The 23475-nt window shown below is 38.4% G+C and carries 22 protein-coding genes and 1 other annotated feature; of the genes, 3 read left to right on the top strand and 19 right to left on the bottom strand.

The window, feature by feature from the left end:
* Positions 1-144: 144 nt before the first annotated feature.
* From KI375_RS02960 to mntR, 6 genes are all read right to left on the bottom strand, one after another.
* Positions 145-867 (bottom strand): ThuA domain-containing protein, encoded by a 723-nt coding sequence (locus KI375_RS02960; protein ID WP_212972075.1) that lies wholly within the window; start codon positions 865-867, stop codon positions 145-147.
* Between the two features lie 38 nt (positions 868-905).
* Complete coding sequence (locus KI375_RS02955) at positions 906-1988, bottom strand: Gfo/Idh/MocA family protein (protein WP_212972074.1); 1083 nt, start codon at positions 1986-1988, stop codon at positions 906-908.
* Between the two features lie 637 nt (positions 1989-2625).
* A complete protein-coding gene (locus KI375_RS02950; RefSeq protein ID WP_212972073.1) occupies positions 2626-3057 on the bottom strand; it encodes a BrxA/BrxB family bacilliredoxin in 432 nt (143 codons plus the stop codon).
* A 71-nt stretch (positions 3058-3128) separates the two neighbouring features.
* The gene (locus tag KI375_RS02945; protein ID WP_212972072.1) at positions 3129-4250 is read right to left on the bottom strand and encodes a conserved virulence factor C family protein; all 1122 of its coding nucleotides are present in this window, start codon (positions 4248-4250) and stop codon (positions 3129-3131) included.
* 144 nt (positions 4251-4394) lie between these two features.
* Positions 4395-6290, bottom strand: coding sequence for an ABC-F family ATP-binding cassette domain-containing protein (locus tag KI375_RS02940; RefSeq protein ID WP_212972071.1), 1896 nt, complete (start codon positions 6288-6290; stop codon positions 4395-4397).
* Between the two features lie 122 nt (positions 6291-6412).
* Positions 6413-6853 carry a transcriptional regulator MntR gene (gene mntR, locus KI375_RS02935; RefSeq protein WP_207452321.1) on the bottom strand — a complete coding sequence of 147 codons (441 nt, stop codon included), beginning with the start codon at positions 6851-6853 and terminating at the stop codon, positions 6413-6415.
* 244 nt (positions 6854-7097) lie between these two features.
* Here mntR and cspD point away from each other — a divergent pair, with 244 nt between their 5' ends.
* Entirely contained in the window at positions 7098-7301 is a 204-nt protein-coding gene (cspD, locus tag KI375_RS02930; RefSeq protein WP_207452320.1) for a cold-shock protein, read from the top strand.
* Between the two features lie 37 nt (positions 7302-7338).
* Here the strand turns inward: cspD and KI375_RS27890 are convergent, their stop codons facing one another.
* Positions 7339-7404 carry a hypothetical protein gene (locus KI375_RS27890; RefSeq protein WP_374706799.1) on the bottom strand — a complete coding sequence of 22 codons (66 nt, stop codon included), beginning with the start codon at positions 7402-7404 and terminating at the stop codon, positions 7339-7341.
* Between the two features lie 133 nt (positions 7405-7537).
* Positions 7538-8203 carry a reverse transcriptase-like protein gene (locus tag KI375_RS02920; RefSeq protein WP_212972070.1) on the bottom strand — a complete coding sequence of 222 codons (666 nt, stop codon included), beginning with the start codon at positions 8201-8203 and terminating at the stop codon, positions 7538-7540.
* A gap of 84 nt (positions 8204-8287) precedes the next feature.
* Between KI375_RS02920 and KI375_RS02915 the strand changes: the two genes are divergently transcribed.
* Complete coding sequence (locus tag KI375_RS02915) at positions 8288-8674, top strand: reverse transcriptase-like protein (protein WP_212972069.1); 387 nt, start codon at positions 8288-8290, stop codon at positions 8672-8674.
* Positions 8675-8688: 14 nt separating this feature from the next.
* On the opposite strand, the gene KI375_RS02910 is transcribed toward KI375_RS02915, so the two are convergent.
* The 10 genes from KI375_RS02910 to aroC form a co-directional block, all read right to left on the bottom strand.
* Positions 8689-8979 (bottom strand): DUF6123 family protein, encoded by a 291-nt coding sequence (locus tag KI375_RS02910; RefSeq protein ID WP_244852232.1) that lies wholly within the window; start codon positions 8977-8979, stop codon positions 8689-8691.
* A gap of 25 nt (positions 8980-9004) precedes the next feature.
* Positions 9005-9913: a 5'-3' exonuclease gene (locus KI375_RS02905; RefSeq protein ID WP_212972067.1), complete on the bottom strand. Its 909-nt coding sequence runs from the start codon at positions 9911-9913 to the stop codon at positions 9005-9007.
* A gap of 255 nt (positions 9914-10168) precedes the next feature.
* The gene (locus tag KI375_RS02900; RefSeq protein WP_212972066.1) at positions 10169-11005 is read right to left on the bottom strand and encodes a sulfurtransferase; all 837 of its coding nucleotides are present in this window, start codon (positions 11003-11005) and stop codon (positions 10169-10171) included.
* A gap of 12 nt (positions 11006-11017) precedes the next feature.
* On the bottom strand, positions 11018-14623 hold the full coding sequence (locus KI375_RS02895) for a dynamin family protein (RefSeq protein ID WP_212972065.1): 3606 nt from the start codon (positions 14621-14623) through the stop codon (positions 11018-11020).
* Between the two features lie 127 nt (positions 14624-14750).
* Positions 14751-15266, bottom strand: a complete 516-nt coding sequence (locus tag KI375_RS02890) for an isoprenylcysteine carboxyl methyltransferase family protein (RefSeq protein ID WP_212972064.1) — start codon at positions 15264-15266, stop codon at positions 14751-14753.
* Between the two features lie 2 nt (positions 15267-15268).
* On the bottom strand, positions 15269-16351 hold the full coding sequence (locus tag KI375_RS02885) for a type III polyketide synthase (RefSeq protein WP_212972063.1): 1083 nt from the start codon (positions 16349-16351) through the stop codon (positions 15269-15271).
* Between the two features lie 43 nt (positions 16352-16394).
* Positions 16395-17678: a 3-phosphoshikimate 1-carboxyvinyltransferase gene (gene aroA, locus KI375_RS02880; RefSeq protein WP_212972062.1), complete on the bottom strand. Its 1284-nt coding sequence runs from the start codon at positions 17676-17678 to the stop codon at positions 16395-16397.
* A 356-nt stretch (positions 17679-18034) separates the two neighbouring features.
* Positions 18035-19138, bottom strand: coding sequence for a prephenate dehydrogenase (locus KI375_RS02875; protein WP_212972061.1), 1104 nt, complete (start codon positions 19136-19138; stop codon positions 18035-18037).
* Between the two features lie 23 nt (positions 19139-19161).
* Entirely contained in the window at positions 19162-20235 is a 1074-nt protein-coding gene (gene hisC / locus KI375_RS02870; protein ID WP_212972060.1) for a histidinol-phosphate transaminase, read from the bottom strand.
* Positions 20236-20250: 15 nt separating this feature from the next.
* Positions 20251-21423, bottom strand: coding sequence for a chorismate synthase (gene aroC / locus KI375_RS02865; RefSeq protein ID WP_212972059.1), 1173 nt, complete (start codon positions 21421-21423; stop codon positions 20251-20253).
* Positions 21424-21468: 45 nt separating this feature from the next.
* Positions 21469-21696: a binding site (T-box leader), on the bottom strand.
* 362 nt (positions 21697-22058) lie between these two features.
* Between aroC and KI375_RS02860 the strand changes: the two genes are divergently transcribed.
* On the top strand, positions 22059-23147 hold the full coding sequence (locus KI375_RS02860; protein WP_244852230.1) for a bifunctional 3-deoxy-7-phosphoheptulonate synthase/chorismate mutase: 1089 nt from the start codon (positions 22059-22061) through the stop codon (positions 23145-23147).
* 106 nt (positions 23148-23253) lie between these two features.
* On the opposite strand, the gene KI375_RS02855 is transcribed toward KI375_RS02860, so the two are convergent.
* Positions 23254-23427 carry a hypothetical protein gene (locus KI375_RS02855; protein WP_212972057.1) on the bottom strand — a complete coding sequence of 58 codons (174 nt, stop codon included), beginning with the start codon at positions 23425-23427 and terminating at the stop codon, positions 23254-23256.
* Positions 23428-23475 lie beyond the last annotated feature (48 nt).

Below are 23475 nucleotides of genomic sequence, written 5' to 3'. Positions count from 1 at the left end.
GCTTTAACCTGGTGCAAACGTCCGTAAGATCCCACTTCAAGACTAGAAGATTTCAAAGAAGTCTAGTGGGGAATAACGGACGTTAACACCCCGATAAGTCTCGCTAACCATCAGTGGGAGCCCCCCACTGATGGTAGTCTCGCTTTATTGACTGTCTCCCATTCCAGAATAAAAACTTATTTTTCCTGAAGATTTTTCCGCTACGCTTTTTCCCTCGGCAGCCCACAAAAATCCTCTTCGCATCATTTCTGTTACTTCATGTCTTGCTATAATGTCAGCGTGATGTCCAAGTGAATTGTAAAATACACGACCTTCTCCCCAACGCTTTGTCCACACAACAGGCATATCAACCGCCCTATTCGTTGAGTGTGGTCCATCAACTACCGGAAATCGAGTTGTAGCTAATACCTCAATAGCAGGATCAACATGTAAATAATATTGTTCACTGATTACTTTGAAATCACTCATTCCTTCTAACAAAGGACTGGAAGAATGCTTTATATTCACTTCGTACTCTACCCCATCATTTCCGGGGTGTGCTACCCAATTCCCGCCGGTCATAAATTGCCAGTCTACATCATTTCGAAAAGAGTCACACATTCCTCCGTGACAGCCTGCCAATCCTACACCACTCACGACAGCCTCTGAAACATTACCAACATATTGATTTTCGATTTTTCCCATTGTCCAATGAGGGACGATTAGGTCAAATGTTTTCAGCTTTTCCCCATCTGCATAAGCATCTAAAGTATTAGAGACTTCCACTGCAAAATTTTCCTTTTCCAAAATCTCTTTAAATAGACCTGCTATTTGTTCGGGTTCATGACCATCCCAGCCACCCCACACAATTAAAGCTTTCTTACTCATCTTCATCACATTCCTTTCATTCTTTCTATGGATTATTTTTAAAAATCAATTGGTAAAGCCTCTGGCTGTTCACATGTTGTCGTAAGCTCATAGTGGACTCCTTTATCAGAAGCCTCATGGATCCCATGCATCACTTCCAATACATGAAGTGTTAACAAGCCATTCGCCCTATGTTTTCGACCGTTCTGCAATGCTTTTGCCATATCGGCTACACCTATGCCTCGACTGTTTTCTGTAAATCCGTGTGTTAAGGGGATTTCTTCCCATTCTGAATCACCTTGTCTCTTCAAACGAACGGGGCCACCAAAAGTATTAGGATCTGGAACAAGAATACTTCCCATTGATCCGTAGATTTCAATATTCGGAAGTGTTGAACCTTTAACATCAAAACTTGTAATCAGCGTAGCGATGGCTCCGTTTTCAAAGTCAAGCAAACCTGTTACATGTGTTGGAACTTCTACTTTTATTTTTTCGCCATATTTTGGCTTACTTGTGATCGTTCTTTCTTTGTATGTAATACTTGTAGAACCTGTCACTCTACGAATCGGTCCGATTAAGTTAATCAAAGCCGTTATATAATAAGGTCCCATATCAAGCATTGGGCCTCCTCCATATTGATAGTAAAAAGCGGGGTCCGGGTGCCATGATTCATGTCCTGGTGACATCATAAAGCCTGTAGCCGCTACCACATCACCGATCACTCCTTCGTCAATTAGCTTTCGGCATGTTTGAATGCCTCCGCCAAGGAAGGTATCAGGTGCGCCACCAACCATTAAGTTTTTTGCTTCCGCAATCTCTAGGATCCTTTTACCGTCTTCAAGTGTAATGGCAAGCGGTTTCTCAACATACACATGTTTTCCTGCCTTAAGCGCCTGGATGCAGACTTCCGCGTGGGCTTGAGGAATAGTCAAATTAATAATAATTTCGATTTCGGGATCTGCTAATAGTTGCTCCACTGTATAAGCTTTCGGAATATTAAATTCTACAGCACGTGCTTTAGCACGAGAATAATCAAGATCTGCACAAGCATGAATTTCTAGCCCCTCGAACTTTTGGCCAGCTTGGCAGTAGATACTGCTTATATTTCCACAACCGATAATACCGACTTTCACATTGCTCATCCTATTACCTCCATATACGTTAATTAAGAAAAGCGCAAGGCGCCCGCCTATCGGCGACAAGCAAATGTTCTGAGACAAAGAAAGGCGTTTTTTGCCTTTCATTGGCTCAGGTTATTATGCAGAACATCGGCTAAGTTCGCGCCGTCCTAGCGCAACGCCGATGGACTCGCTCCTGCGAGCCTCGAGCCGATGGCGCCTGGAGCTGGACAACAACTGCCCAGCCTAAAAGCAATCTTAAGAAAAACTTTATACTATCTTATCTCTTAAAAAAACTATTTCTCTGTAAGCGATGTCATAACAACTTAGAAACTAAGTGACTAGTATGCAACTATTCTATTGTTCTCTTACTTACATCCATTCCGTTTTAATCTTCTATACTAATGAAGCCACCCCTAAGTTTGTTTAACGGATATACAAAGAGAGTATACCTTTACAGTAAAATAAATAATATCACTAGTCAATATTCTTTGCTTATTAAATTTTTAAAAAATATCTCATTCAAGAAGGTTCCTCTGTCAGCTATTAGGGGAACTTCTTTATCCTGGTGGAATCTATCCATATGATGCATTTCAAATCAAGTAGATTCTAAAGAAGTCATAGTGGGGGGATAAGCTCCCCCACTGATTGAAGTTTCACTTTATAAATTGGTAAAAGCATTGGTCAGATTTTGCGCAATTGTTTCAACATCGTAATCTTCAATATCTTCTCGGGGAATAAAATGAACTAGTTTTTTATCTTTAAAAAGAGCCATTGATGGTGAGGACGGTTGATAACCCTTTATATATTCTCGCATTTTCACGGTTGCTTCACGATCTTGCCCAGCAAAAACTGTTACAAGATGATCAGGTTTTTTTTCACTTGATGATATGGCATGGATCGCGGCTGGTCTTGCAAGACCAGCTGCACAACCACAAACAGAATTGACCACAACCAGTGTGGTTCCTTGCACGTTTTCCATAAAATTGATCACATCTTCTTCTGATAATAATTCCTTAAATTGAGCATTCGTTAATTCTGCTCTCATAGGTTGAACAATTTGTTTCATATATTCTTCATATGCCATAGACATCTTCATTCACTCCTATTCTTTACTATCAACTATGTTATAGCAAACGCGATACACTCATCATTATAGTGAGTTCACTTATTTCTCGCTTCTGTCATTTGTTTCCAAATGGATCCTCTTGCAGTCTGCCCTTCTTCTATACGTTCGATCGCCATTTTGATTTGTAATTGAACTTCGAATTCAGGGTCGTTCTCTGCTTCTTTTAAAGCAGGGAGCACACTTTCATCTCCCACTTCATAGAGAAACATCGCTGCTCTCCAACGAACAATTCGACTTTTGTCAGCAAGTGCCTTGCTCGCCTCATTCATCGCTTCTGGGAAGCCTAAATCTGATAAACAATCACCAGCCGCTCTTCTAACCGGCACAGTTTTGTCCTGTAAACCTTTATAAAGTAAAGGTAATACGTGCTTATCTTCAATCATTCCTAAATAAACAACAGCAAGACGACGAATGGAGGATTTTTCATCTTCTAAAGCTTTTTCCAGAACAGGCAGATCTTCCAATGTTGGATCTTCCATTTGTTCTAGAAGCTGGAATCGTGTACGCCAGTCTGGATCATCTAACATCTTGGGTGTTAGTTTTATTAATGTTCTTTTCGGTAATTCGCTAATGGGTCGATGTGCACGCTCAACAAGTGATTTCAATCGTTCATCCGGATAAGCGGCATTCATTTCTTCCGCGATTTGTTCCCCTAATTGCTCCAGATCCCCATAACGTACTCCCATATCTTTCCATCTTCTTAACATAATATAATTATCGTCTTCTTTTTGCGTTGCCTGCATTGCCTTTAAAAAGCGATCTGGTAAACCAAAGCGTTTTTCTTCTTCGTTCGTGACTAATTTTATTTGCAAGGGAATTTCTTTGAATGTTTGAATCTGGACGTTTACTTCCCCAAAATGTTCATCCGCCTCTTCCATTTGAGCGGCTGTCCCGACATTTTTTTCTCCAAAAACCTCTCTAACTTGTGGCAGTACTTCTTCCCAACTAAACTTTCCATTTCGCTCCACTGCAAGGAAATCCGCTACATGGTAAAGACCCTTTACACCTTCAATTTCTAATATGTTTCTTATTAAAGGTGGAGCCTCTCGAGCGTGCTCTTTCTTATAATTATTACTCTTCCCAGCAGGTAATTCCTCATCTAGGTTAATTTTCATTGTATTTGGGCTAGGCGTCGGTTCGATCGATTTAATATTCAATACACTTCCCCCTTTCGGAATGATGCATCATTTTTCAATGAGATTTGACATCATTGTATCACATCAGATTCACACTCTCTAATATTCCAATCGGGATGTTTTTAGAAAAAGCACAGACATGTTCATTTAGCTTTAAAATCCCGATTATTCATCTAACTCAGACAAATAGGTCCAGCGTGCAATGAGATCCTCCAATTGACTATTTGTTTCCGTTATTTCCCTGGATAGCTCTTCTGCTTTTTCATAATTGCTTCCTACTTCATTTAATTCAGATTGCATTTGTTCTATTTTTAGCTCAACTTCCATTATGTGATCTTCAATACTTTCCCATTCCATTTTTTCTTTGTAAGTCATTTTCTTTTTGTTTTCTTTTTGTATGTCTTCTTTAATGACCTTTAATTGCTTTTTGTTCGCTTGCTGCTTTTTCTCTTCCTGAACACGGCATTGGGATTCTTGAATGTGTTCAGTGTATGTTCCTGTATAAGGGACGATCTTTCCATTCCCCTCAAAAATAAGCAATTGGTTCGCTGTTTTATCAAGAAAGTAGCGATCATGAGAAACAGAGATAACTACCCCTGGAAACTCTTCTATATAGTTTTCAAGGACTGTTAGCGTTTCTGTATCAAGATCATTGGTAGGTTCATCTAATAGCAGTACATTTGGTTTTCCCATAAGCAGTTTTAATAGAAACAAACGTCGTCTTTCGCCACCAGACAGGCGGCTAATCCATGTTCCATGAGTATGTGTGGGGAAAAGAAATCGTTCTAGCATTTGAGTAGCTGAAACAACTTCCCCATTCCTTGTCTCCACTGTTTCCCCTTCTTCACGAATATAAGCAATCATTCGTTGATCTTTTGAGGTGGGTTCATTTTCCTGTGTGTAGTAAGCAAATTTTACTGTTTGTCCAACAATAAATTCACCATGATCTAAGGGGACTTGACCTGCTAATATATTTAAAAATGTTGATTTTCCGCTACCATTTTTCCCAACAATGCCTATGCGGTCGCCGCGATTTACTAACAACTGAAAATCATCGAGGATTTGCTGATTTGAAAAAGCCTTGCTGGCGTTTTTTAATTCAAAAACCTGTTTCCCCAATCGACTTCCTTCTAGGGTAAGATTCAACTCATCATTCTTACCCTTGCTGCCAATTTCCTGTTCAAGTTTTTCAAAGCGTTGGATTCTGGCCTTCTGTTTTGTCGATCTTGCCTTTGCTCCCTGTCTCATCCAAGCAAGCTCTTGTCTATATAAATTTTTCTTCTTTCCCGCTATTTGCGCCTCTTGTTCTTCTCTTAGCGCTTTTGCTTCAAGAAAGGAGGCATAATTCCCTGTATAAGAGAATAAACGACCTTGATCAATTTCTAGTATACGTGTGGCTACTTGATCTAAAAAGTAGCGGTCATGCGTTACAGTTATCACAGCATTAGGGTAATTATTCAAATAAGTTTCTAGCCAAATAATCGATTCATAATCAAGATGATTAGTAGGTTCATCTAATAATAATAAGTCAGGGCGCTCTATTAATACCTGTGCTAGTGCAACCCGTTTCTTTTGTCCGCCTGATAATGAAGCTATCGATTGTGTTAGATCTTGAATACCTAGCCGCATTAAAATTGCTTTTGCATTCGTACTAGCATTCCAACCATTTTCCGCATCCATTCTTTTTTGCAGTTCCAATAATTTATTTTGTAATTGGCTATTATTTGTAGCTTCTTCTAATTCAATTAGTGTGTGTTCATAGGCATTCATTAATTGTATTTCAGGAGCATTACTTTGAAATACTTGGTCTAATACAGTTAAATTTCCATCCATCTCTGGATTCTGAGATAAATAAGCAATTGAATAATCTTTAGGATGGTCAAAAAAACCTGCATCAGGGTCGTCCAGCCCTGCGATTAACTTTAATAAGCTAGATTTCCCTGTTCCATTGATGCCAATAATGCCAATCTTTTCTTTTTCTTCAATATGGAATGTAATATCTCTAAATAAATGTTTTTCCCCATATGTTTTTGTGATGCTTTCAGCCGAAAAAATATTCATATTCATCATCCATTCAAAAGTTAAAATCCAAGAACATACCCATACTCCTTGAGATTACACGTTTACAAGTCTCTTCATTTAAGCCACAATTCTCCTGTTAACTTAAACGAAAAAAGAACCAGTTATATCGGTTCTTTGTCAATGTCTTGATCATTCGCTTGTTGGAGAACTCTCAATTCCTTGGCTTGATCAGGATTCTTTTCAAAAAAATGAACTAAATCCCCGATTCGATCGATTGAATTCCAACTTAAATGATGTTCAATCCCCTCAACATCATGATAGATGTTCTCTTCTTTCACACCAATAATTCGCAAAAAATCTTCAAGCAAATCATGACGTTCGACCAAGCGCTTGCCAACCTTTTTTCCTTTAGAGGTTAAAATTAACCCACGGTACTTCTCATATACTAAGTAGTTTCCACGATCGAGTTTTTGCACCATCTTTGTCACAGAAGACGGATGGACTTCCAGTGCCTCTGCTATATCAGATACTCTTGCATAACCTTTATTTTCAATTAACAAAAAGATTTGTTCTATATAATCTTCCATACTGGGAGTTGGCAATAAAATCCCTCCTATATCTCCATTCATTCAATAAAAGTGTACTATAATGTGTTCGTATTAACAAGTTAGGAGTGCAAATAGAGATATTTAATCATTTAACTGCTGTATTCTTTTGTTCCTTGACTCTACTACAAATTAAGTGTATAGTGAAAATATCATCTAATTTAATATGGTTTTTTTATATTTTTTTGATGATAATTTTTTCAAAGCACAATAGTGCTAAAGTCTAGGAGGAAAAAGGTACATGCAAAACGGTAAAGTAAAATGGTTTAACAACGAAAAAGGCTACGGTTTTATTGAAGTTGAAGGCGGAGAAGATATTTTCGTACATTTCACTGCAATTCAAGGAGAAGGTTTCAAATCACTAGAGGAAGGCGAAGAAGTTTCTTTTGAAATCGTAGAAGGAAATCGCGGACCTCAAGCAGCTAATGTAGCTAAATTATCATAACATATAAATTTTAGGGCTGGAGTTTTTCTCCAGCCTTTTATTGTTTACTAATTAATCCTCGACCTATTTTTTGTAACTCCTCGCCCACGGTGCAACTTTGTATGCAAAATCGATGAGCATAATTTTTTTCCGTATGTTTGTCTAAAATGACTTTTTAGAAAACAGCCTTCGCAATAGGTTTCCATTACATCATTCATTTCTTTTAGTAGCTCTATACGTTGCATTCAATCAATCCTTTAACTTTCCGCATTTATTTCCGTATGACTGCGTATGTTTTTATACTCTAATGCTTGCGTTGCAAGCATATCTGCTTCTTTATTTTCTTTTCGTGGAATAATCTCAAACTTCGATTTTAATCCCAACATATTGATTTTCTTCTCTATTCGATCCAGCCATTTATTGAGTGTTTCTTCATAGCATGGCCACTCTCCCTCAAGTTGCTTGATCACACCTTGTGCATCCCCTTTAAACAAAACGGGTACATGTTTAAAACCAATTTCTTCTATTAAGAGTAGTGAATTGTAAAGTGCTGCGTATTCAGCCTCATTATTATTCTCTAATTCCTCCAACAGTACATTCATTCGATCTCTGTATGCAGTGCTTCCTTTTTTATAATAAATGACAATTCCAATTCCCGCTTTTCTTACATCTCTGTTATAGCCACCATCAAAATAAACGACTGGTTCAGTCGGCTCTTCATCCAGCTTTTTTTGTAACTTCGTGAATTGCTTTTGATTCCATTCTCTTTCCATTTCGTCCATAATAATAATATCATGGGCTCTTCCGGTATGTTGTAAATCACTAAGGAATTTTCCAACTATTTCCTGATTAAACCAATTAGACTCCATCGGAATCACAATCTTAGGTTCAGTTTTATAAGTGAATTTTACTTTTACTTTCATGGTGTCAACATCCTATTCACAAATTCTTCTTTATAAAAGCGTTCCCGTTCTTCTAGAAAATTAATCGTAAGGAGTGATCAAGATTTGTTAGAGGTGTATATTGACGGTGCAAGTGCTGGTAATCCAGGTCCATCTGGTGCTGGCATTTTCATTAAAAACGAGGGTAGTACCGAATCATATTCATTTCCACTTGGAGAAATGGAAAATCATGAAGCAGAATTTCACGCTTTATTAAAAGCATTAGAAATTTGCGTTAAAGAAGGAGCTTCGATCGTTTCCGTCAGGTCAGATTCATCAGCGGTTGTTCAAGCTGTTGAAAGACAATTTGTTCGTAATAAAAAATATCAACCGTTTTTAAGCGAAATACTACATACAATTACAGAATTTGATCTGTTTTTTATTAAGTGGATCCCATCGAAAGAAAATAAACAAGCTGATCTTCTCGCAAGGAAAGCTATTCATCTAAATTAATAGCGCTCCAAGATTTACGTCTCTTGGACCGCTAATAATCCTAACTGTTTTGCAAGTGCATATGCTTGTTTTTTGGTGGTAATTTTATGTGTCTGCAATCTTTCAAGAAAAGATAAATAGAAGCTTGAATCAAAACGCTTCTGACATTTCAGTGTGAATTCAATGGATAATATTGCTAAATAATCCGATGAACCTGTCGATTGCTTACCAAAATAAATAAAGCTGATAACATCTTCGCCAAATTTAAAACCTTTCTCCTCTAAACGAAGTAAGTAATTTCCAAGCTGATCGTTTCTTCCAATCAATGTTCTTACTCCCTTTACCATCCTATTAAAGCGGCAAACTTGTTTGTGTTGTTGTTTGATTAAGCTTTAATAAAGCATTCCGAACACTCTTTAATTCATATTGCTCTATGACATTCATTGTTTTAGTTGGGTGTATTTGCCACTTAGCCTGGTCTATATAAAAATCTAATGGCACTTGACAATGAATGGTTGCCAGCTTTCTAGAGAGGTATAGCATTTCCTCGTCTTGTTCCAATTTTTTTCGAATCGTTGGTGTCAATAGAGCCAAATTTGTGAATAAACCTTCAATTGTTTCATACTCTCTCATTAGCTTATAAGCCGTTTTTTCACCAATTCCCTTAACACCTGGATATCCATCGCTTGGATCTCCCATCAAAGCCTTGACATCGATTAATTGCTTAGGCTCTAATTGAAATTCATCGACATAAGCATCTCTAGAATAATGAAGATAATTGCCAATTCCCTTTTGCAGCAATAAAACAGTTACTTTATCATCAACAATCTGTAGGAGATCACGGTCACCTGTTAATACAGTCAAAACTAGCTCTTCATCTTGCTTTAATTCATGACAAAGAGTACCTATACAATCATCGGCTTCATAGCCTTTTACACCGATATTCAAAATTCCTAACGCTGTTGTCACATCTTTTGCTAGATCAAATTGTGGAACCATTTCAACAGGTGGTGCTTGCCTATTTGCTTTATACTCTGTATACATCTCATTCCGAAATGTGACACTCCCCATATCCCAACAAATCGCAATATGTGTCGGTTGCACATGATCAACCGCTGCTAATAAGTGCTTTAAGTAGCCTTGAACCGCGTTCGTTGGCACTCCTTGACTGTTAACCATAAAATTTCGCCGCACAGCTGTAGCATAGAACGCTCGGAATAATAGTGCCATTCCATCCACTAACAACAAATGATGTTTCAATTGTGAGGACCCCTTTTCAGCATACTAAATAATGATTATACCATAAATGACCACTTACGTCTTAAGAAGGATGAGTTAGAACAAAAGCGCAAGCGCCTTGAACTAGGAAGAAAGGCTAAATTCGCGCCGTCCTGGCGCAACACCTTTCTGACCAACATCCTGTTGGCCTCCGACAAGCAAATGTTCCTGAACCTAGGAAGGGGCTTTTTCCCTTCATAGGTTCAGGGTTACAAAAGTGCAAAAAGTTATTATAACCTAGTCTTTATTTGTCGTGACAACAGGATTTTCCGGGTAAGAAACCCAATCTGAATAGCTGCCCGCATACAGCTTTACTTTTTTAAAGCCACTTTCCATTAAAGCTAGGACATTAGGGGTTGCGGTCACTCCTGAACCACAGTAAACGATCACTTCATCATCCGAACCAAGCGAGTCAAATCTCTGTTTTTGCTCCTCTAATGTTTTCCATCTTCCATTCTTCAAACCTTCTGACCAATCGTAATTGAGTGCACTTGGAATATGACCACCAATGCGATCCAACGGTTCTACAATCCCTAAGTAGCGTTCTTTTGTCCGTGAATCGATTAATATGGCCTGTTGGTCCTGACTTCGCTGCTTTACTTCCTCATAAGTAGCTAGCATATCTGTTTGAAGAAAAGGGATAAATTTCGCCTTTTTCTTAATTGACGGCTTATTCGTTAGAGGATAGTCATTTTCCCTCCACGCATTTATCCCTCCATCTAATAGGAAAACTTGTCGATGGCCCAAATAGGTTAATAACCACCAGCATCGTGCAGCAAAACTACTATCCCCATCATCGTAAATAATGATCGTATCTTGGTGACTCACCCCTTTGTTCTCCAGTTTTTCTACTAGTTCCTGGATATTTGGTAAAGGGTGTCTCCCTCCATGTTTTTTCACGGGGCCAGACAAGTCGAGCTCGAGATCAAAATAGACAGCTCCTGGGATATGATTTTCTTGATAAACCTTCTCCCCATAGCTAGGGTCCTTTAGGGAAAAGCGGCAATCAATCACACACAATGAATCTGAATGTAGATGATCAAAAAGCCATTGTGTAGATTTAATGGACTGCATGGCAGATCCTCCTTACATAAGTGGTAGTGTTTCTTTTACTTTCATCCATTCAGCTACATTTTCTTGGCCTTCTAAAGCCTCAAACCATGAATCAAACTGGTCCATAACTTCCTGCTCAGCATGGTTAATTAAGCTACCATATTCTTGAAAAAGATAATGTAGATATACTTCGGTAATCCGTTTATATTCCTGTTGTAAATAGTCATCAGCTAAAGGAGAGAGTATCTCAAGAAAGGCTTCCTCCATTTTTTTCCTCTCATCTTGTTCAAAAAAAGCTTTTGGATTACGGAAATACTTAAACTGAGCTTCAAATGGTTTTCTTTCACTATCGGCAAAAGCTGCTGCAAATTCAGGTGTTGGAATAGCATTCCATTCCATTTGCGAGAAAGTTATATCTGCTTTAATGGCTTGTAGTTCTCTTTGCAAATTGGAATAAAAGTTGGCTAGTAATTTTTGAGTATATTTCTCCACTCTTAAAGAAGTGACGCGCATTTCTTGTGAAAAGTCATAACCAACAGTATCTAATAGTTCTTGCAAGCATTTCTGTAGCAAAGAGCGATCATTTTTCTTTAGTATAGCTGGATTAAAAGCTTCCTTAAAAAATTGCGGAAAGCGATAAAACACTCTTTGTTTCACATAAAAGGTCAATTCCTCTACCTCTTGCTCCGCTTGTTGTGATAAAACTTTAACATGATCGTTAGACAATATATCTAACATTTCTGTTTTGGCCTGCTGCCACTCTTTACGACGTTCGTTTTTAAGTTCTTGATCCTCATTTGCTGTTTTAATCAGCTGATCTAAAAATTGTAAAGCACGGTTGTACTCTATTTTTGCGGATTGTACTGCCATTTTCTGCAGATCATGTTGGAGAAAATGATCAAATGCCGTTTGAAACAGATCAATTTGGGATTTTTCTCGATCTAGATCATGAAGCGCTAATTTACTTGAAAGACCAAATATTTTTGGAAAACGAATCCCATTTTGAATAAGTTCACCCTTAACATAATCAAGCACTTCCTCCATTTCAGTTTGTGAAGAAGCTAGGTCGATTGCATTAACGATGAAAAACATTTTATCTAATTCAAAACTATCCTTCACCCGTCCTAACTGGATCAAAAATTCCCTGTCTGCTTTTGAAAAGGCATGATTATAATAAGTGACAAACAATACAGCATCTGCATTCTTAATGTAATCAAAGGCTACACCTGTGTGTCTCGCATTAATCGAATCTGCCCCAGGTGTATCAACTAGCGTAATGCCTTGCCTTGTAAATGAGCAGTCATAGTAAAGATCAATCGATTCAACAAAACAGGATTGCGCCTCATTTCCTACGTACTCCCGGAAATTTTCCATATCTGTCTTGAATGTTTGCCCTAATTGTTGCTGATGATCCAGAAAGCCATTTTGGAAAGCCATTAAAAACGAAAGATGGACTTTCTCCTTCTCATTTTGATTCGAAGCAATGGTTAGATTAAGCACCCTTTGATAAGCATCTGTTAAAGACAAACAAGATTGATCAAAATACGATAATGACTTATTTACATCAGCCAACATATCCTGCTCACTTTTTAAACTTACAACAGCTGTACCATGTGTATATTCTGCTGTTGGTGGACAAATTCGATTGATGGCTGCTGTGGTCGGATTTGGGGAAACTGGTAGTACTGCCTTCCCTAACAAGGCATTAGCAAAAGAAGATTTCCCCGCACTAAATGCTCCAAATAAAGCGATCGTATAATTTCGTTCAGTTAACGTTTTTACTTTATCTTGTAATTGTGATCTGATTCTTTTAAAATAGTGATCTTCTTGTAATAACTGGACCATACGCTCTAATTGCTGGATCACCTGAGACGATTCAAGTATACTTACCTGTGTTTCATCTGTATGGGTTGGTACGTTCGTACCGCTATCCTTCTTTACACTTTCCTCATGCTCATCCTCTTGATAAATGGTGAAGTTCTCTGCAGCCTTTTTCCATTGTTCACGTAGTTTTTGTAAAGTATTTTCCTCGGTACCTGTTAAGACAGTGATTTCCTGCTTCATTTTCGTATATAAATCTTCTAGTTGATCAAGCTGTCGTTTTGCTCTTGATGCTTTTGAAATTGCGATGAGTTGCTCATCTAGTTTTTCGAGTGTATTGGTCATTTTCTCTTGTCCATGGGTGATAACGGGTTCCAAAAATTGCTCCCACTCTTTTTTTGCGAGCCGCTTGATCTTTTCCGCTATTTCCTCACAATATTGCAGGACATATTGGCCATTTACACCAGCTCCCTTTTTAACCGTTTCATCTAGTAGCTTTTCAGACCAGTTCACCTGCAGAGACTGCGCGTTTTCTTGCCATTCCCTGTTATTGGCCTTTTCCTTATCAAGGACTGCATTAGCCAACTGTCGTAAATGCCATACAATTTGAGAGTCCACTTGTTTCGTTAAGGCTTCTGTAAATTCTTGCCGTCGTCTATTGCGCTCATCTTCTGTCTTTTTTTTGCTAAATAATAGACCGACTTTAAAATCAGTTTGTTTTGCTTGCAGAAATTGTTCTGCCAACTCCCTTGTTTCAAAAGGCATTAAATAAGCATTATGCAGTATTTTTTCACATTCTGTTGTATACTCATCCCCAAGTTTTTCCAATCCGGCTACTATCTGCCTTTTTTCGTTTTTTAACCTATCTTCTGTTTGAAAAACATCCTGATGATCCTGAGCAAAGAGAGAAATCTCTTGGTTCAAGCTCACTGCCTCATTTTGAAAGCTTTCGTCAAGCCACTCTTCATGCTCTTCTACCAATTTGTTAAAAGAAGAAGTAAAAGCAGCTAAGCTCCATTCATCTTGATGTGAGAAAATATCTTGAATCATCATTTTGATTGAAGTAAATTCGTTTTCTGGATGCTTCATTTGTTTTAAGGTTGTAAAAAAGACCCCAGCAGGTCGGACATTCCAGAATGCAAACGCATCAAGCACCGATTGTTTATAAGCTTGAAAAGATAATTCTTCAGATTGATGCTTATCAATTTGATTAATAATTAAATACAGTCTAACCCCATGTCGCAGCAGATTTTTTGTATACATAAAATTCAGTTCTGATTGAACATGATTATAATCCATCACATAAAAAACAGCATCCGCAATATGTAAAGCAGATTCTGTAGAAAGACGATGCGCTTCATCAGTAGAATCGATTCCAGGAGTATCCATGATCGTTAAACCATCAGGAAGTTCCAAACCCTTCCTGCCTATTTCAATTTCAGTAATATTCTCTTTTTTACAATAGTTTTGTACTGCAGTGAATTCGTATGGTGCAGTAAAAAGTAGCGGCGGTGCACCATGACTATACACTTTAGCAAAGTCCTTTTCCGAACGATAAACCTTCACAATGTTTGCACTTGTAGGAATTGGACTTGATGGTAAAATGTTCTCCCCTGTTAGTTGGTTGATCATCGTTGATTTCCCAGCTGAAAAATGCCCACTAAAAGCAATCACTGTTTCTTGCCTATATATTTTTTCAATTAGTTTTAATGTTTTCTCGACTCTTTCTTGATCTTCATGTTGTTTAAAGCGTTCCAACAATGTTAGAGCCTGTTCAAGCTGGCGTTCCCGGCTTGAAGTTAATAAAACGTTATCCATGGATTAAGCAAACTCCTCTTTTAATACTTTTCATTTAATTAGATCTATTCTACCTGAAAATCATTGAACTTGAAAGCATTACCGAAATCTCAGGCTGCCGTGAAACCGCGACAACTCCAATATGTATTTACTTATTTCCAACCAAATTTTGCTGAAGAGCCTGGTCCTCTTCACGAATCCTAATGAAAAGCATCCATTGATTTAAAAAGAAAAAGAGAATTGCGGTTATATATGCGTGAAACATAAGCGGAACTACCAAAAGTTCCAATGTAACAATCATATAATTTGGATGTTTTATAAATCGAAAGGGTCCCTTGCGAATAAGAGCAGCATTCGGCAAAACAATAATCTTTGTATTCCAATATTTACCTAGTGAGATAATCACCCAATAACGCGCGAATTGGAGAAGAAAAAAGATACTTAAAAAGATTGGCCAAAAACGTGCGGGTCTCTGACCAGAAATAACCACCTCAACGATGAAAAACAGAAAGAATCCAACATGAAGAAGAATCATATAAGGATAATGGCTTTGTCCGTAGATGATGGCTCCATGTTGTAGCATCCATCTTTCATTTTGTCTAGCTATGAATAATTCGGTTAATCTTTGGATCAGCAAAAAAGTAAGGATTATCAGAAAAAACATATCTACTCCCACCTTAATAACAACAATTCAGAACTAAAACCGGGCCCCAGGGCGGCAATGACTCCATAATCCCCAGAAGATATTGACTGGTTCATAAAACGTTCTAACACGAAGAAAACGGTCACAGAAGACATATTTCCATACTCCTTTAGTATTTCCAATGATTGGGCGGTTTTACTTTCTGGCAATTGTAGAGCTTCTTCATACGCCTTAATTACTTTTTTTCCGCCTGGGTGAGCAATAAAATGAGCGATTTCAGCTTCGTTCAGATTGTTTTGCTCAAGAAATTGTAACATCACGGGTTGAAGCCAATTTCTGACAAGGGTCGGAATGTCCTTAGAAAAAACAACATAAAACCCATCATCTTCAAATTGCCATCCCATCACATCAAGTGAATCTTTCATAATAGTTGACTGCGTCTCTAAAATTGCCGGCAATGATCGGTCAACCAGTTCATTGTAAGGAACATCTTCGCCTCCAATCAACACAGCCGCTGCTCCATCGGAAAAAAGTGAGGTCCCAATAAAATTACTTTTACTTCGATCATTCAGCTGAAATGTAAGACTACATAATTCTACTCCTACGACCAAGACCTTTGCCTTCGGATAAGCAAGACAGTATTCATGGGCTCTCGATAGGCCGCTAGCCCCTCCTCCACAGCCTAATCCCCAAATGGGAATTCTTTTCGTTTGGGAGGAAAATGGCAATTGATTGATGATTCTTGCATCTAGACTAGGAGTGGATAGGCCAGTCGTATTAATTAGAAAAATCGCATCAATCTCATCATAACCGATTTCTCTTTTCGTCTTTGCCTGTGCGAAACAATCCCGAATAGCAGTAAGACAAAGTCCTACTGCTGATTCAATAAACACGTTATTTTTTTCAGAAAAAGAATGCGGTTCTGTATACCAATCTAAAGGCTTAACAAAATGTCTTTTTTTAATTTCTCCGTTTTTAAACACTTTTAATAAACGATCAACCTCTTTCATAGAATCGGAAAATAACCGTTTGGCGAGTTGCATTGTCTCTTCTTGATGAACAACAAATTCAGGTGTTGCAGTTCCGACCGAAATTATACGGGGCATCTGATGACTCTCCTTTTAATTTGGGGCAAAGACATCATCATTGTTAATTTGTTAAAGCTTTTAATTGTTGAAAGAATCCTGGATAAGACACCGTGATGGCTTCTTTATCCTCAATCTCTACCTTTTCATGTGTGAGGCAACTAGCAATCGCCAACATCATGCCAATTCTGTGATCGCCATGACTATTCACATTGGCGCCATGCAAAGAAGTTTTACCATAAATCTTCATTCCATCTGATGTTGCTTCGATCTTTGCACCCATTTTCTTTAATTCTTCCACAACTGTATCAATTCGATTCGTTTCTTTCACCTTTAATTCTGCCGCATCTTTAATAATGGTCGTACCTTCAGCCTGTGTAGCAGCTAGAGCAAGTATCGGAATTTCATCAATCAGCCTTGGAATCATATCCCCTTCTATTGTTACGCTCCTTAAAGAAGAAGCATTTACAGTAAGATCTGCATAGGGCTCCATAACTTGGTCGTGTAGCTGATCAATCACTACATCTGCTCCCATTTCCTTTAGTACATCTAAAATTCCACTTCTGGTAGGGTTAATGCCTACATTTTTCAATGTAATATGACTATCTGGAATAATAGAGCCAGCCACAAGGAAAAAAGCAGCAGATGAGATGTCACCAGGCACCGTAATAGTTGTTCCTTTTAATTGCTGCTGGCCATGAATCGTCTTTTTCAAGCCAGTGGTTTTCACTTCTCCACCAAATGCCTGAATCATCCGTTCAGTATGGTCACGAGAAGCCTCAGGTTCCGTGACACTCGTCATACCATTTGCAAACAGACCAGCTAGTAAAATAGCGGACTTCACTTGAGCACTTGCAACAGGTGAAATATAGTCAATGCCTGATAAACCTCCCCCTCTCACAGCTAGTGGGGTTAGCTTGCCATTATCACGTCCATTAATATTGGCTCCCATCTGTCTCAAAGGATTAGTTACTCGATCCATCGGCCTTTTGGCAATGGAACTGTCCCCTTTCACAACGGAATGGAACGGGAGATTAGATAATATCCCAAGCATCAAACGAATGGTGGTACCTGAATTACCAACATCCAATACATCCATTGGTTCAATTAATCCATCTACCCCTTTTCCTTCAATCTCGACGTATTCTCCATCACGATAAATATGAACACCCATCTGTTTAAAGCATTCAATTGTATGAAGACAATCATCCCCTGTTAAAAGACCATGAACAGTAGTTTTTCCTTTCGCAATGGATCCCAGCATAATGGATCGATGGGAAATCGATTTATCACCTGGTACTTTGATCGTGCCCCTTAGTGGGGAAATTTTTGCGCTTTGTGTTTCCAATATTTGCCCTCCTTACATACTAATAGACTTTTGGCATTCACCGAGTTGGATGGTACAAGGTTTTCTTGTACTATTTTTTTATTTCTAATCCTACATTCTATAAGGGATATTTCACTTTTTGTAGATCTTCCACTCTATATTGAACGAGATCATCATCTACAAATGCCGAGTCTGCTAATCACCGTTGATTTCTGTTCTAGGCGGACGCGTTCCGGAGGCCTGCAGGATGCAGGTCATACAGGCATTGCGCCAGGACGGCGCCCCGCAGAACGCGAGCAACTTTAGCGGAGCACGATCTTAGTAGACATTGTTTACTAAAGCCTAGATTCCCAGTAAACTTTTGGTCATTGGCGAATTCACATACTAATGTACGTTTCATACCCTTCATTTTCTAACAATTGTTTTGCAGATTCCATATCCTCTTCTGTTTGAAAACTAATCCGAAGGACACCATAGACATCCTCTCGCGCTTCAATAATCCGGATATTTGTTATGCTAATCGATTTCTGAGCAAGGATGGTGGTAATATCCGAAATAACACCAGGTTTATCCAAAACATCAACAAATAAGTCATAAAATGATGTAATGGCACCTTTTGCACGTACAGGTAGCGAATCCCTGAATTGCTTTGCCCCATCAAAATAAGCAAATAATGGATCTGCATCTCCACTCTCAATCAATTGCTTAACAGCATTCATTTCATTTATCCATTCTTCAAGTAACGAAAGAAGAACTGGTTGATTGTGTTGGACAATATCTCTCCACATCACTGGACTACTTGAAGCAATTCTTGTTATATCTCGAAAACCACCTGCTGCAAGAAATTGAATATTTTTATCCTGGGTGGCATGACCTTGTACTTGTCGCACTAGGCTCGCCGCTACAACATGCGGAAAATGACTAACAACACCGGTCACTAGATCATGTTGCTTAGGATCCATCACAATGAAATGTGCTTTTGTACCCTTCAGCCACTCTTTTAATTGATCTACTCTCCCATTTGCATTTTGGGAAGGTGTCAAAACATAATAAGCATTTTCAAATAAATGTGCCTTTGCACTTCCTGGTCCAACCTTATGTGAACCTGCCATTGGGTGTCCCCCAATATAAACATTTGAGCGGCCAAAAAGGCGTTCCGCTCTTTCCATTATTCGTGCTTTCGTACTCCCAACATCCGTAATAAGGACATCTTTTTTTAAAGAAAGCTTTGCTAATTTCTCAAGAAAGCCTTCTGCAATTTCTACTGGGCAGGAAAGAATAATTAAATCTGCTTTTTCTGCACTACTTTCATACGTTTCCGTATAATCATCAATAATACCTAGCTTCTGGGCAAGCTTACAATTATCAATATTAACATCATAACCGATCACATGCGCATGATGTTCCTGTTTAATAGCTAGCGCGACAGACCCGCCAATCAACCCGACACCAATTAATAAAACCAACTTACTTTCCTTCATCTTCACACAGCCTCATCTATCTATTATATCCTTGGGATAACTTCCTTTAAAATGTTTAATAGCTCTTCATTTTCCTGTTCTGTTCCAACGGTAATCCGAATACCCTTTGGAAATTTTCTTACAATCCACCCTTTTTCTAGCAATTGTTGAAACATTTTCTCTATAGAAGGTTCACTTAATCGTAGAAAAATAAAATTCGTTTGCGATGGATAATAAGATATTTGGTGCAGATTAAAGAAATGATAATACTTCTGCAATTCATTGGTGTTGATGATGACACATTCCTCAATAAACTCCGGATCTTCCAACGCTGCTATTGCCGCTGTTTGCGCTAAAGAAGAGGTGTTAAACGGCAAACGAACGACATCTAGCTTGTTAATTAATGCAGGTGAGGCTATCCCATAGCCAATCCGAATTCCCGCTAATCCATAGGCTTTAGAAAAAGTTCTCATAACCAATACATTTTCGTATTCATCTAGCAACGGGATGGTTTGCGGATAATCATTTATCGTGACGTATTCATAATAAGCCTCATCGACAACCACAAGTACATCACTCGGAACTTTATCTAAAAATCGGATCAGTTCTTCTTTTGAAACGTATGTTCCTGTTGGATTATTCGGATTACAAATCCAAACAAGCTTTGTATTAACATCAATTGCTTCGGCCATTTTGTCTAGATCATGGGTGCCTTCTAGTAAGGGGATTTCCCTCACTTCAGCCCCTTCAATAATCGCATGATGACGATATTGTGAGAATGTTTCGCTCGCCATTACAGTATTCGATTCAGGACTTAACACGGCTCTACTTATGATTTGAATTAATTCATCTAATCCACTCGAAAAAATCAACTTCGCTTGATTGATTTCAAGATGTTCTGCAACGGCCTTTTTTAAATTCACAGCTGCACCATCTGGATAAATTGCCAATGTATTAGTTTGCGATATAGCTTTTAAAACATTTGGAGAACAACCGTAAGGATTCTCATTGGACGCCAATTTCACAATCTTATCTAATTGATATTCTCTTTTTACTTCATCTGTTGTTTTACCAGGTGTGTATGCTTTCAACTCTGAAAGCTGAGCTTTTACATTCATATTTTTCCCACCTTATTAAAATTCTTTAGAGTATTTTCGATGCCTTTTAATCGAATCCTTTAACGAATCCATCCGATCATGACCAAATTGCTCTACGATCGCAACAGCCAATTCCCAAGCTATAACAGCTTCTGCAACGACACTAGCAGCAGGAACAGCACAACTATCAGAGCGCTCAATACTTGCTTTAAAAGGCTCTTTTGTATCAATATCAACACTCTCAAGTGGTTTGTAAAGAGTCGGAATAGGCTTCATAACCCCTCTTATAACAATTGGCATCCCTGTTGTCATTCCGCCCTCAAATCCACCAGCATTATTTGTTCGGCGAGTATACCCTTCTTCTTCCGTCCATTGGATTTCATCATGGACTTTGCTTCCAGGTCGATGGGCTGCTTCAAAGCCAATTCCTACTTCCACCCCTTTAAAGGCATTAATACTCATGATCGCTGCCGCTAGTTTTGCTTCTAGCTTTTTATCATATTGAACATGACTCCCTACTCCGATCGGCATGCCCTCAACAATAACTTCAACAATACCTCCGATGGAATCCCCTTGTTTTTTGGCATCATCTATAGCTTGCATCATCTTTTCTCCAGCTTTCTCATCAAGACAACGAACAGGAGAAGCTTCCGTTTTTTCCTTCAATTCTTCTAACGTTGAATAGGAGGACTTCTCTGCTTTTATTCCACCAATTTCCAGCACATGTCCGCCAACATTTATGCCAACTTCTGCTAGTATTCTTTTAGCAACTGCTGCTGCTGCTACCCGTACTGTTGTTTCTCTTGCAGAGGAACGCTCAAGTACATTTCTCATATCTCGATGACCATATTTAATTGCACCATTTAAATCAGCATGACCAGGACGTGGACGAGTAATCTTTCTTTTTACTTCTTCTTGTTCTTCAGGGCTAATCGGTGCGGCACCCATGATTTTTCTCCAATGCTTAAAATCATTATTTTGTACAATCAAGGCAATTGGAGCACCCATTGTAATCCCGTGACGAACTCCGCTCGTGATTTGGATTTGATCTTTTTCAATCTGCATTCTGCGTCCGCGACCATGCCCTTTTTGTCTTCTTTGTAATTCTGTATTAATCATTTCCTCCGTTAATTCAAGACCAGCTGGTACACCTTCTAAAATGGTTGTAAGTTGGGGACCATGGGACTCCCCTGCTGTTAAGTATCTCATTTTCATTCCTCCTAAAAGATAAAATAATAAAAACGCCCCTGCCGAAGCAGGGACGTTATGTTACGCGGTACCACCCTAATTTGCGGACTTATTTCCGCCTCTCTTATAACATAACGGCTGTTACCGTCTTTTTTTACTAATTTGAGAATTCAAATGTTCGAAAAAGAAGCTCGGGAGAGTAATTCACATTCATGATTGTACTGATTCACACTATCCATCAGTTCTCTGGTACTACAAATTCATGAAGCTACTATGCCCCGTCTTTGCTTTTAGAAGAGGTTCAAAAAGGTACGGTAAAAATGACACTTGGTCTTTTTTACCCTCTTTTTTGAACATCCGATTTAGGTATTGTTAAGTCTAATTTTTATCACAATGTCGAAGCATTGTAAAGCAAAATTTCATTATTTTCTAAAAGAGTCTTATTGATAGCGTTTTCAAGTTATTTTTATCATTTTTTGATTGTCAATCACAGCTTTATCACATAAAATTGTAATCATATTCTAATTTTTATTTTATTTTCTATTGACAATTTTATTGTTTCAGTCTATCGTATTGAGCTAACAACTTATAAAATTCTAACACGCTTTACAGCGTTGAAGTGTTGAAGAAACATTCAATAAAACCTGGGAGGGCTTATGATGTCGGAATTAGAATTATTGCGTGACAAGATTGAGAAGAAAACACTTGAGATCCTAGAACTACTAAATGAACGAGGAGAAATTTCCAAAGAAATTGGACGACAAAAGGAAACACAGGGTGTAAAACGATTTGACCCTGTTCAAGAACGAAAAATAATGGATATGGTTGCCGCTCATAACAAAGGGCCATATGAAACATCAACCCTTCAACATATTTTCAAGCAAATTTTAAAAGCAAGCTTGGAACTTCAGGAAGATGACAACCGCAAAGCATTACTCGTATCACGTAAGAAAAAGTCAGAAAATACGGTTGTTAATGTCAACGATATAAATATAGGAGATGGAAGCCAACATTTTATTATGGGACCATGTGCTGTAGAAAGCTATGAGCAAGTGAAGCTTGTTGCCCAAGCTATGAAAAAGCAAGGTCTGTCTTTAATGCGCGGCGGTGCCTACAAGCCTCGAACTTCTCCATATGATTTCCAAGGACTAGGACTTGAAGGCCTAAAGATTCTTCGCCGTGTTGCCGATGAAGAAGGAATGTCTATCATTAGTGAAGTCCTTGATACAAGAGATGTAGAATCTGCTTTAGATTATGTAGACGTGATTCAAATTGGTGCTCGTAATATGCAGAATTTCGAACTATTAAAATTAGTCGGTTCTGTCCAAAAGCCTGTTTTATTGAAGCGCGGGTTGTCTGCTACAATTGAGGAGTTCATTTACGCAGCTGAATACATTATTTCTCAAGGAAATAGCCAAATCATGCTTTGTGAAAGAGGAATTAGGACTTACGAGAAAGCGACACGTAATACGTTAGATATTTCTGCTGTCCCGATTCTGAAGAAAGAAACACATTTGCCTGTATTAGTAGATGTCACTCACTCTACAGGTAGAAAAGATTTATTGCTTCCAGCAGCCAAAGCCGCATTAGCAATTGGAGCAGACGGGGTAATGGCTGAGGTACACCCTGATCCAGCTGTCGCACTCTCTGATTCAGCTCAACAAATGGATATTGATGAATTCAACCAGTTTATGGCTGAAGCAAAAGGCTTCGCAGATGCTATTCAAAAAACACCAGCGCTATAATTAGAATAAAAACCAAGAATTTTATAATCTCAAAACCATAATCCAAAAACAACCCTGTATGATTCACACAGGGTTGTTTTTAATTAATGCACTATTATGTAGAAGCTTAGTTTTCTTTTCGATGAAATAATGTGTAATCAATCGCTTTATTTAGGCAATCTTCCGCTTCTTTTAGTCCCTCCATGGCTGATGGCGCATATTGTTTATTTGTATCTAATAAATGATACGTCGACTGAAGAGCCTTCGAAATTGTTTCAAATTCCGTTATTTTATTTGTCATATTACAACTACCCCTCCCTCATATACAACAGTATATTCAGTAAGAAAG

This window comes from Bacillus sp. J14TS2, assembly GCF_018333015.1.
Taxonomy (GTDB): Bacteria; Bacillota; Bacilli; order Bacillales; family Bacillaceae_C; genus Lederbergia.
This window is presented reverse-complemented; position numbering and strand designations above follow the sequence as displayed.

Bases quoted from the DNA above. Each gene is read 5' to 3' on its own strand.
- KI375_RS02960 (WP_212972075.1), bottom strand. From the start codon at position 867: ATGAGTAAGAAAGCTTTAATTGTGTGGGGTGGCTGGGATGGTCATGAA.
- KI375_RS02955 (WP_212972074.1), bottom strand. From the start codon at position 1,988: ATGAGCAATGTGAAAGTCGGTATTATCGGTTGTGGAAATATAAGCAGT.
- KI375_RS02950 (WP_212972073.1), bottom strand. From the start codon at position 3,057: ATGTCTATGGCATATGAAGAATATATGAAACAAATTGTTCAACCTATG.
- KI375_RS02940 (WP_212972071.1), bottom strand. From the start codon at position 6,290: ATGAATATTTTTTCGGCTGAAAGCATCACAAAAACATATGGGGAAAAA.
- cspD (WP_207452320.1), top strand. From the start codon at position 7,098: ATGCAAAACGGTAAAGTAAAATGGTTTAACAACGAAAAAGGCTACGGT.
- KI375_RS02920 (WP_212972070.1), bottom strand. From the start codon at position 8,203: ATGAAAGTAAAAGTAAAATTCACTTATAAAACTGAACCTAAGATTGTG.
- KI375_RS02900 (WP_212972066.1), bottom strand. From the start codon at position 11,005: ATGCAGTCCATTAAATCTACACAATGGCTTTTTGATCATCTACATTCA.
- KI375_RS02895 (WP_212972065.1), bottom strand. From the start codon at position 14,623: ATGGATAACGTTTTATTAACTTCAAGCCGGGAACGCCAGCTTGAACAG.
- KI375_RS02890 (WP_212972064.1), bottom strand. From the start codon at position 15,266: ATGTTTTTTCTGATAATCCTTACTTTTTTGCTGATCCAAAGATTAACC.
- KI375_RS02885 (WP_212972063.1), bottom strand. From the start codon at position 16,351: ATGCCCCGTATAATTTCGGTCGGAACTGCAACACCTGAATTTGTTGTT.
- KI375_RS02875 (WP_212972061.1), bottom strand. From the start codon at position 19,138: ATGAAGGAAAGTAAGTTGGTTTTATTAATTGGTGTCGGGTTGATTGGC.
- hisC (WP_212972060.1), bottom strand. From the start codon at position 20,235: ATGAATGTAAAAGCTCAGCTTTCAGAGTTGAAAGCATACACACCTGGT.
- aroC (WP_212972059.1), bottom strand. From the start codon at position 21,423: ATGAGATACTTAACAGCAGGGGAGTCCCATGGTCCCCAACTTACAACC.
- KI375_RS02860 (WP_244852230.1), top strand. From the start codon at position 22,059: ATGATGTCGGAATTAGAATTATTGCGTGACAAGATTGAGAAGAAAACA.
- KI375_RS02855 (WP_212972057.1), bottom strand. From the start codon at position 23,427: ATGACAAATAAAATAACGGAATTTGAAACAATTTCGAAGGCTCTTCAG.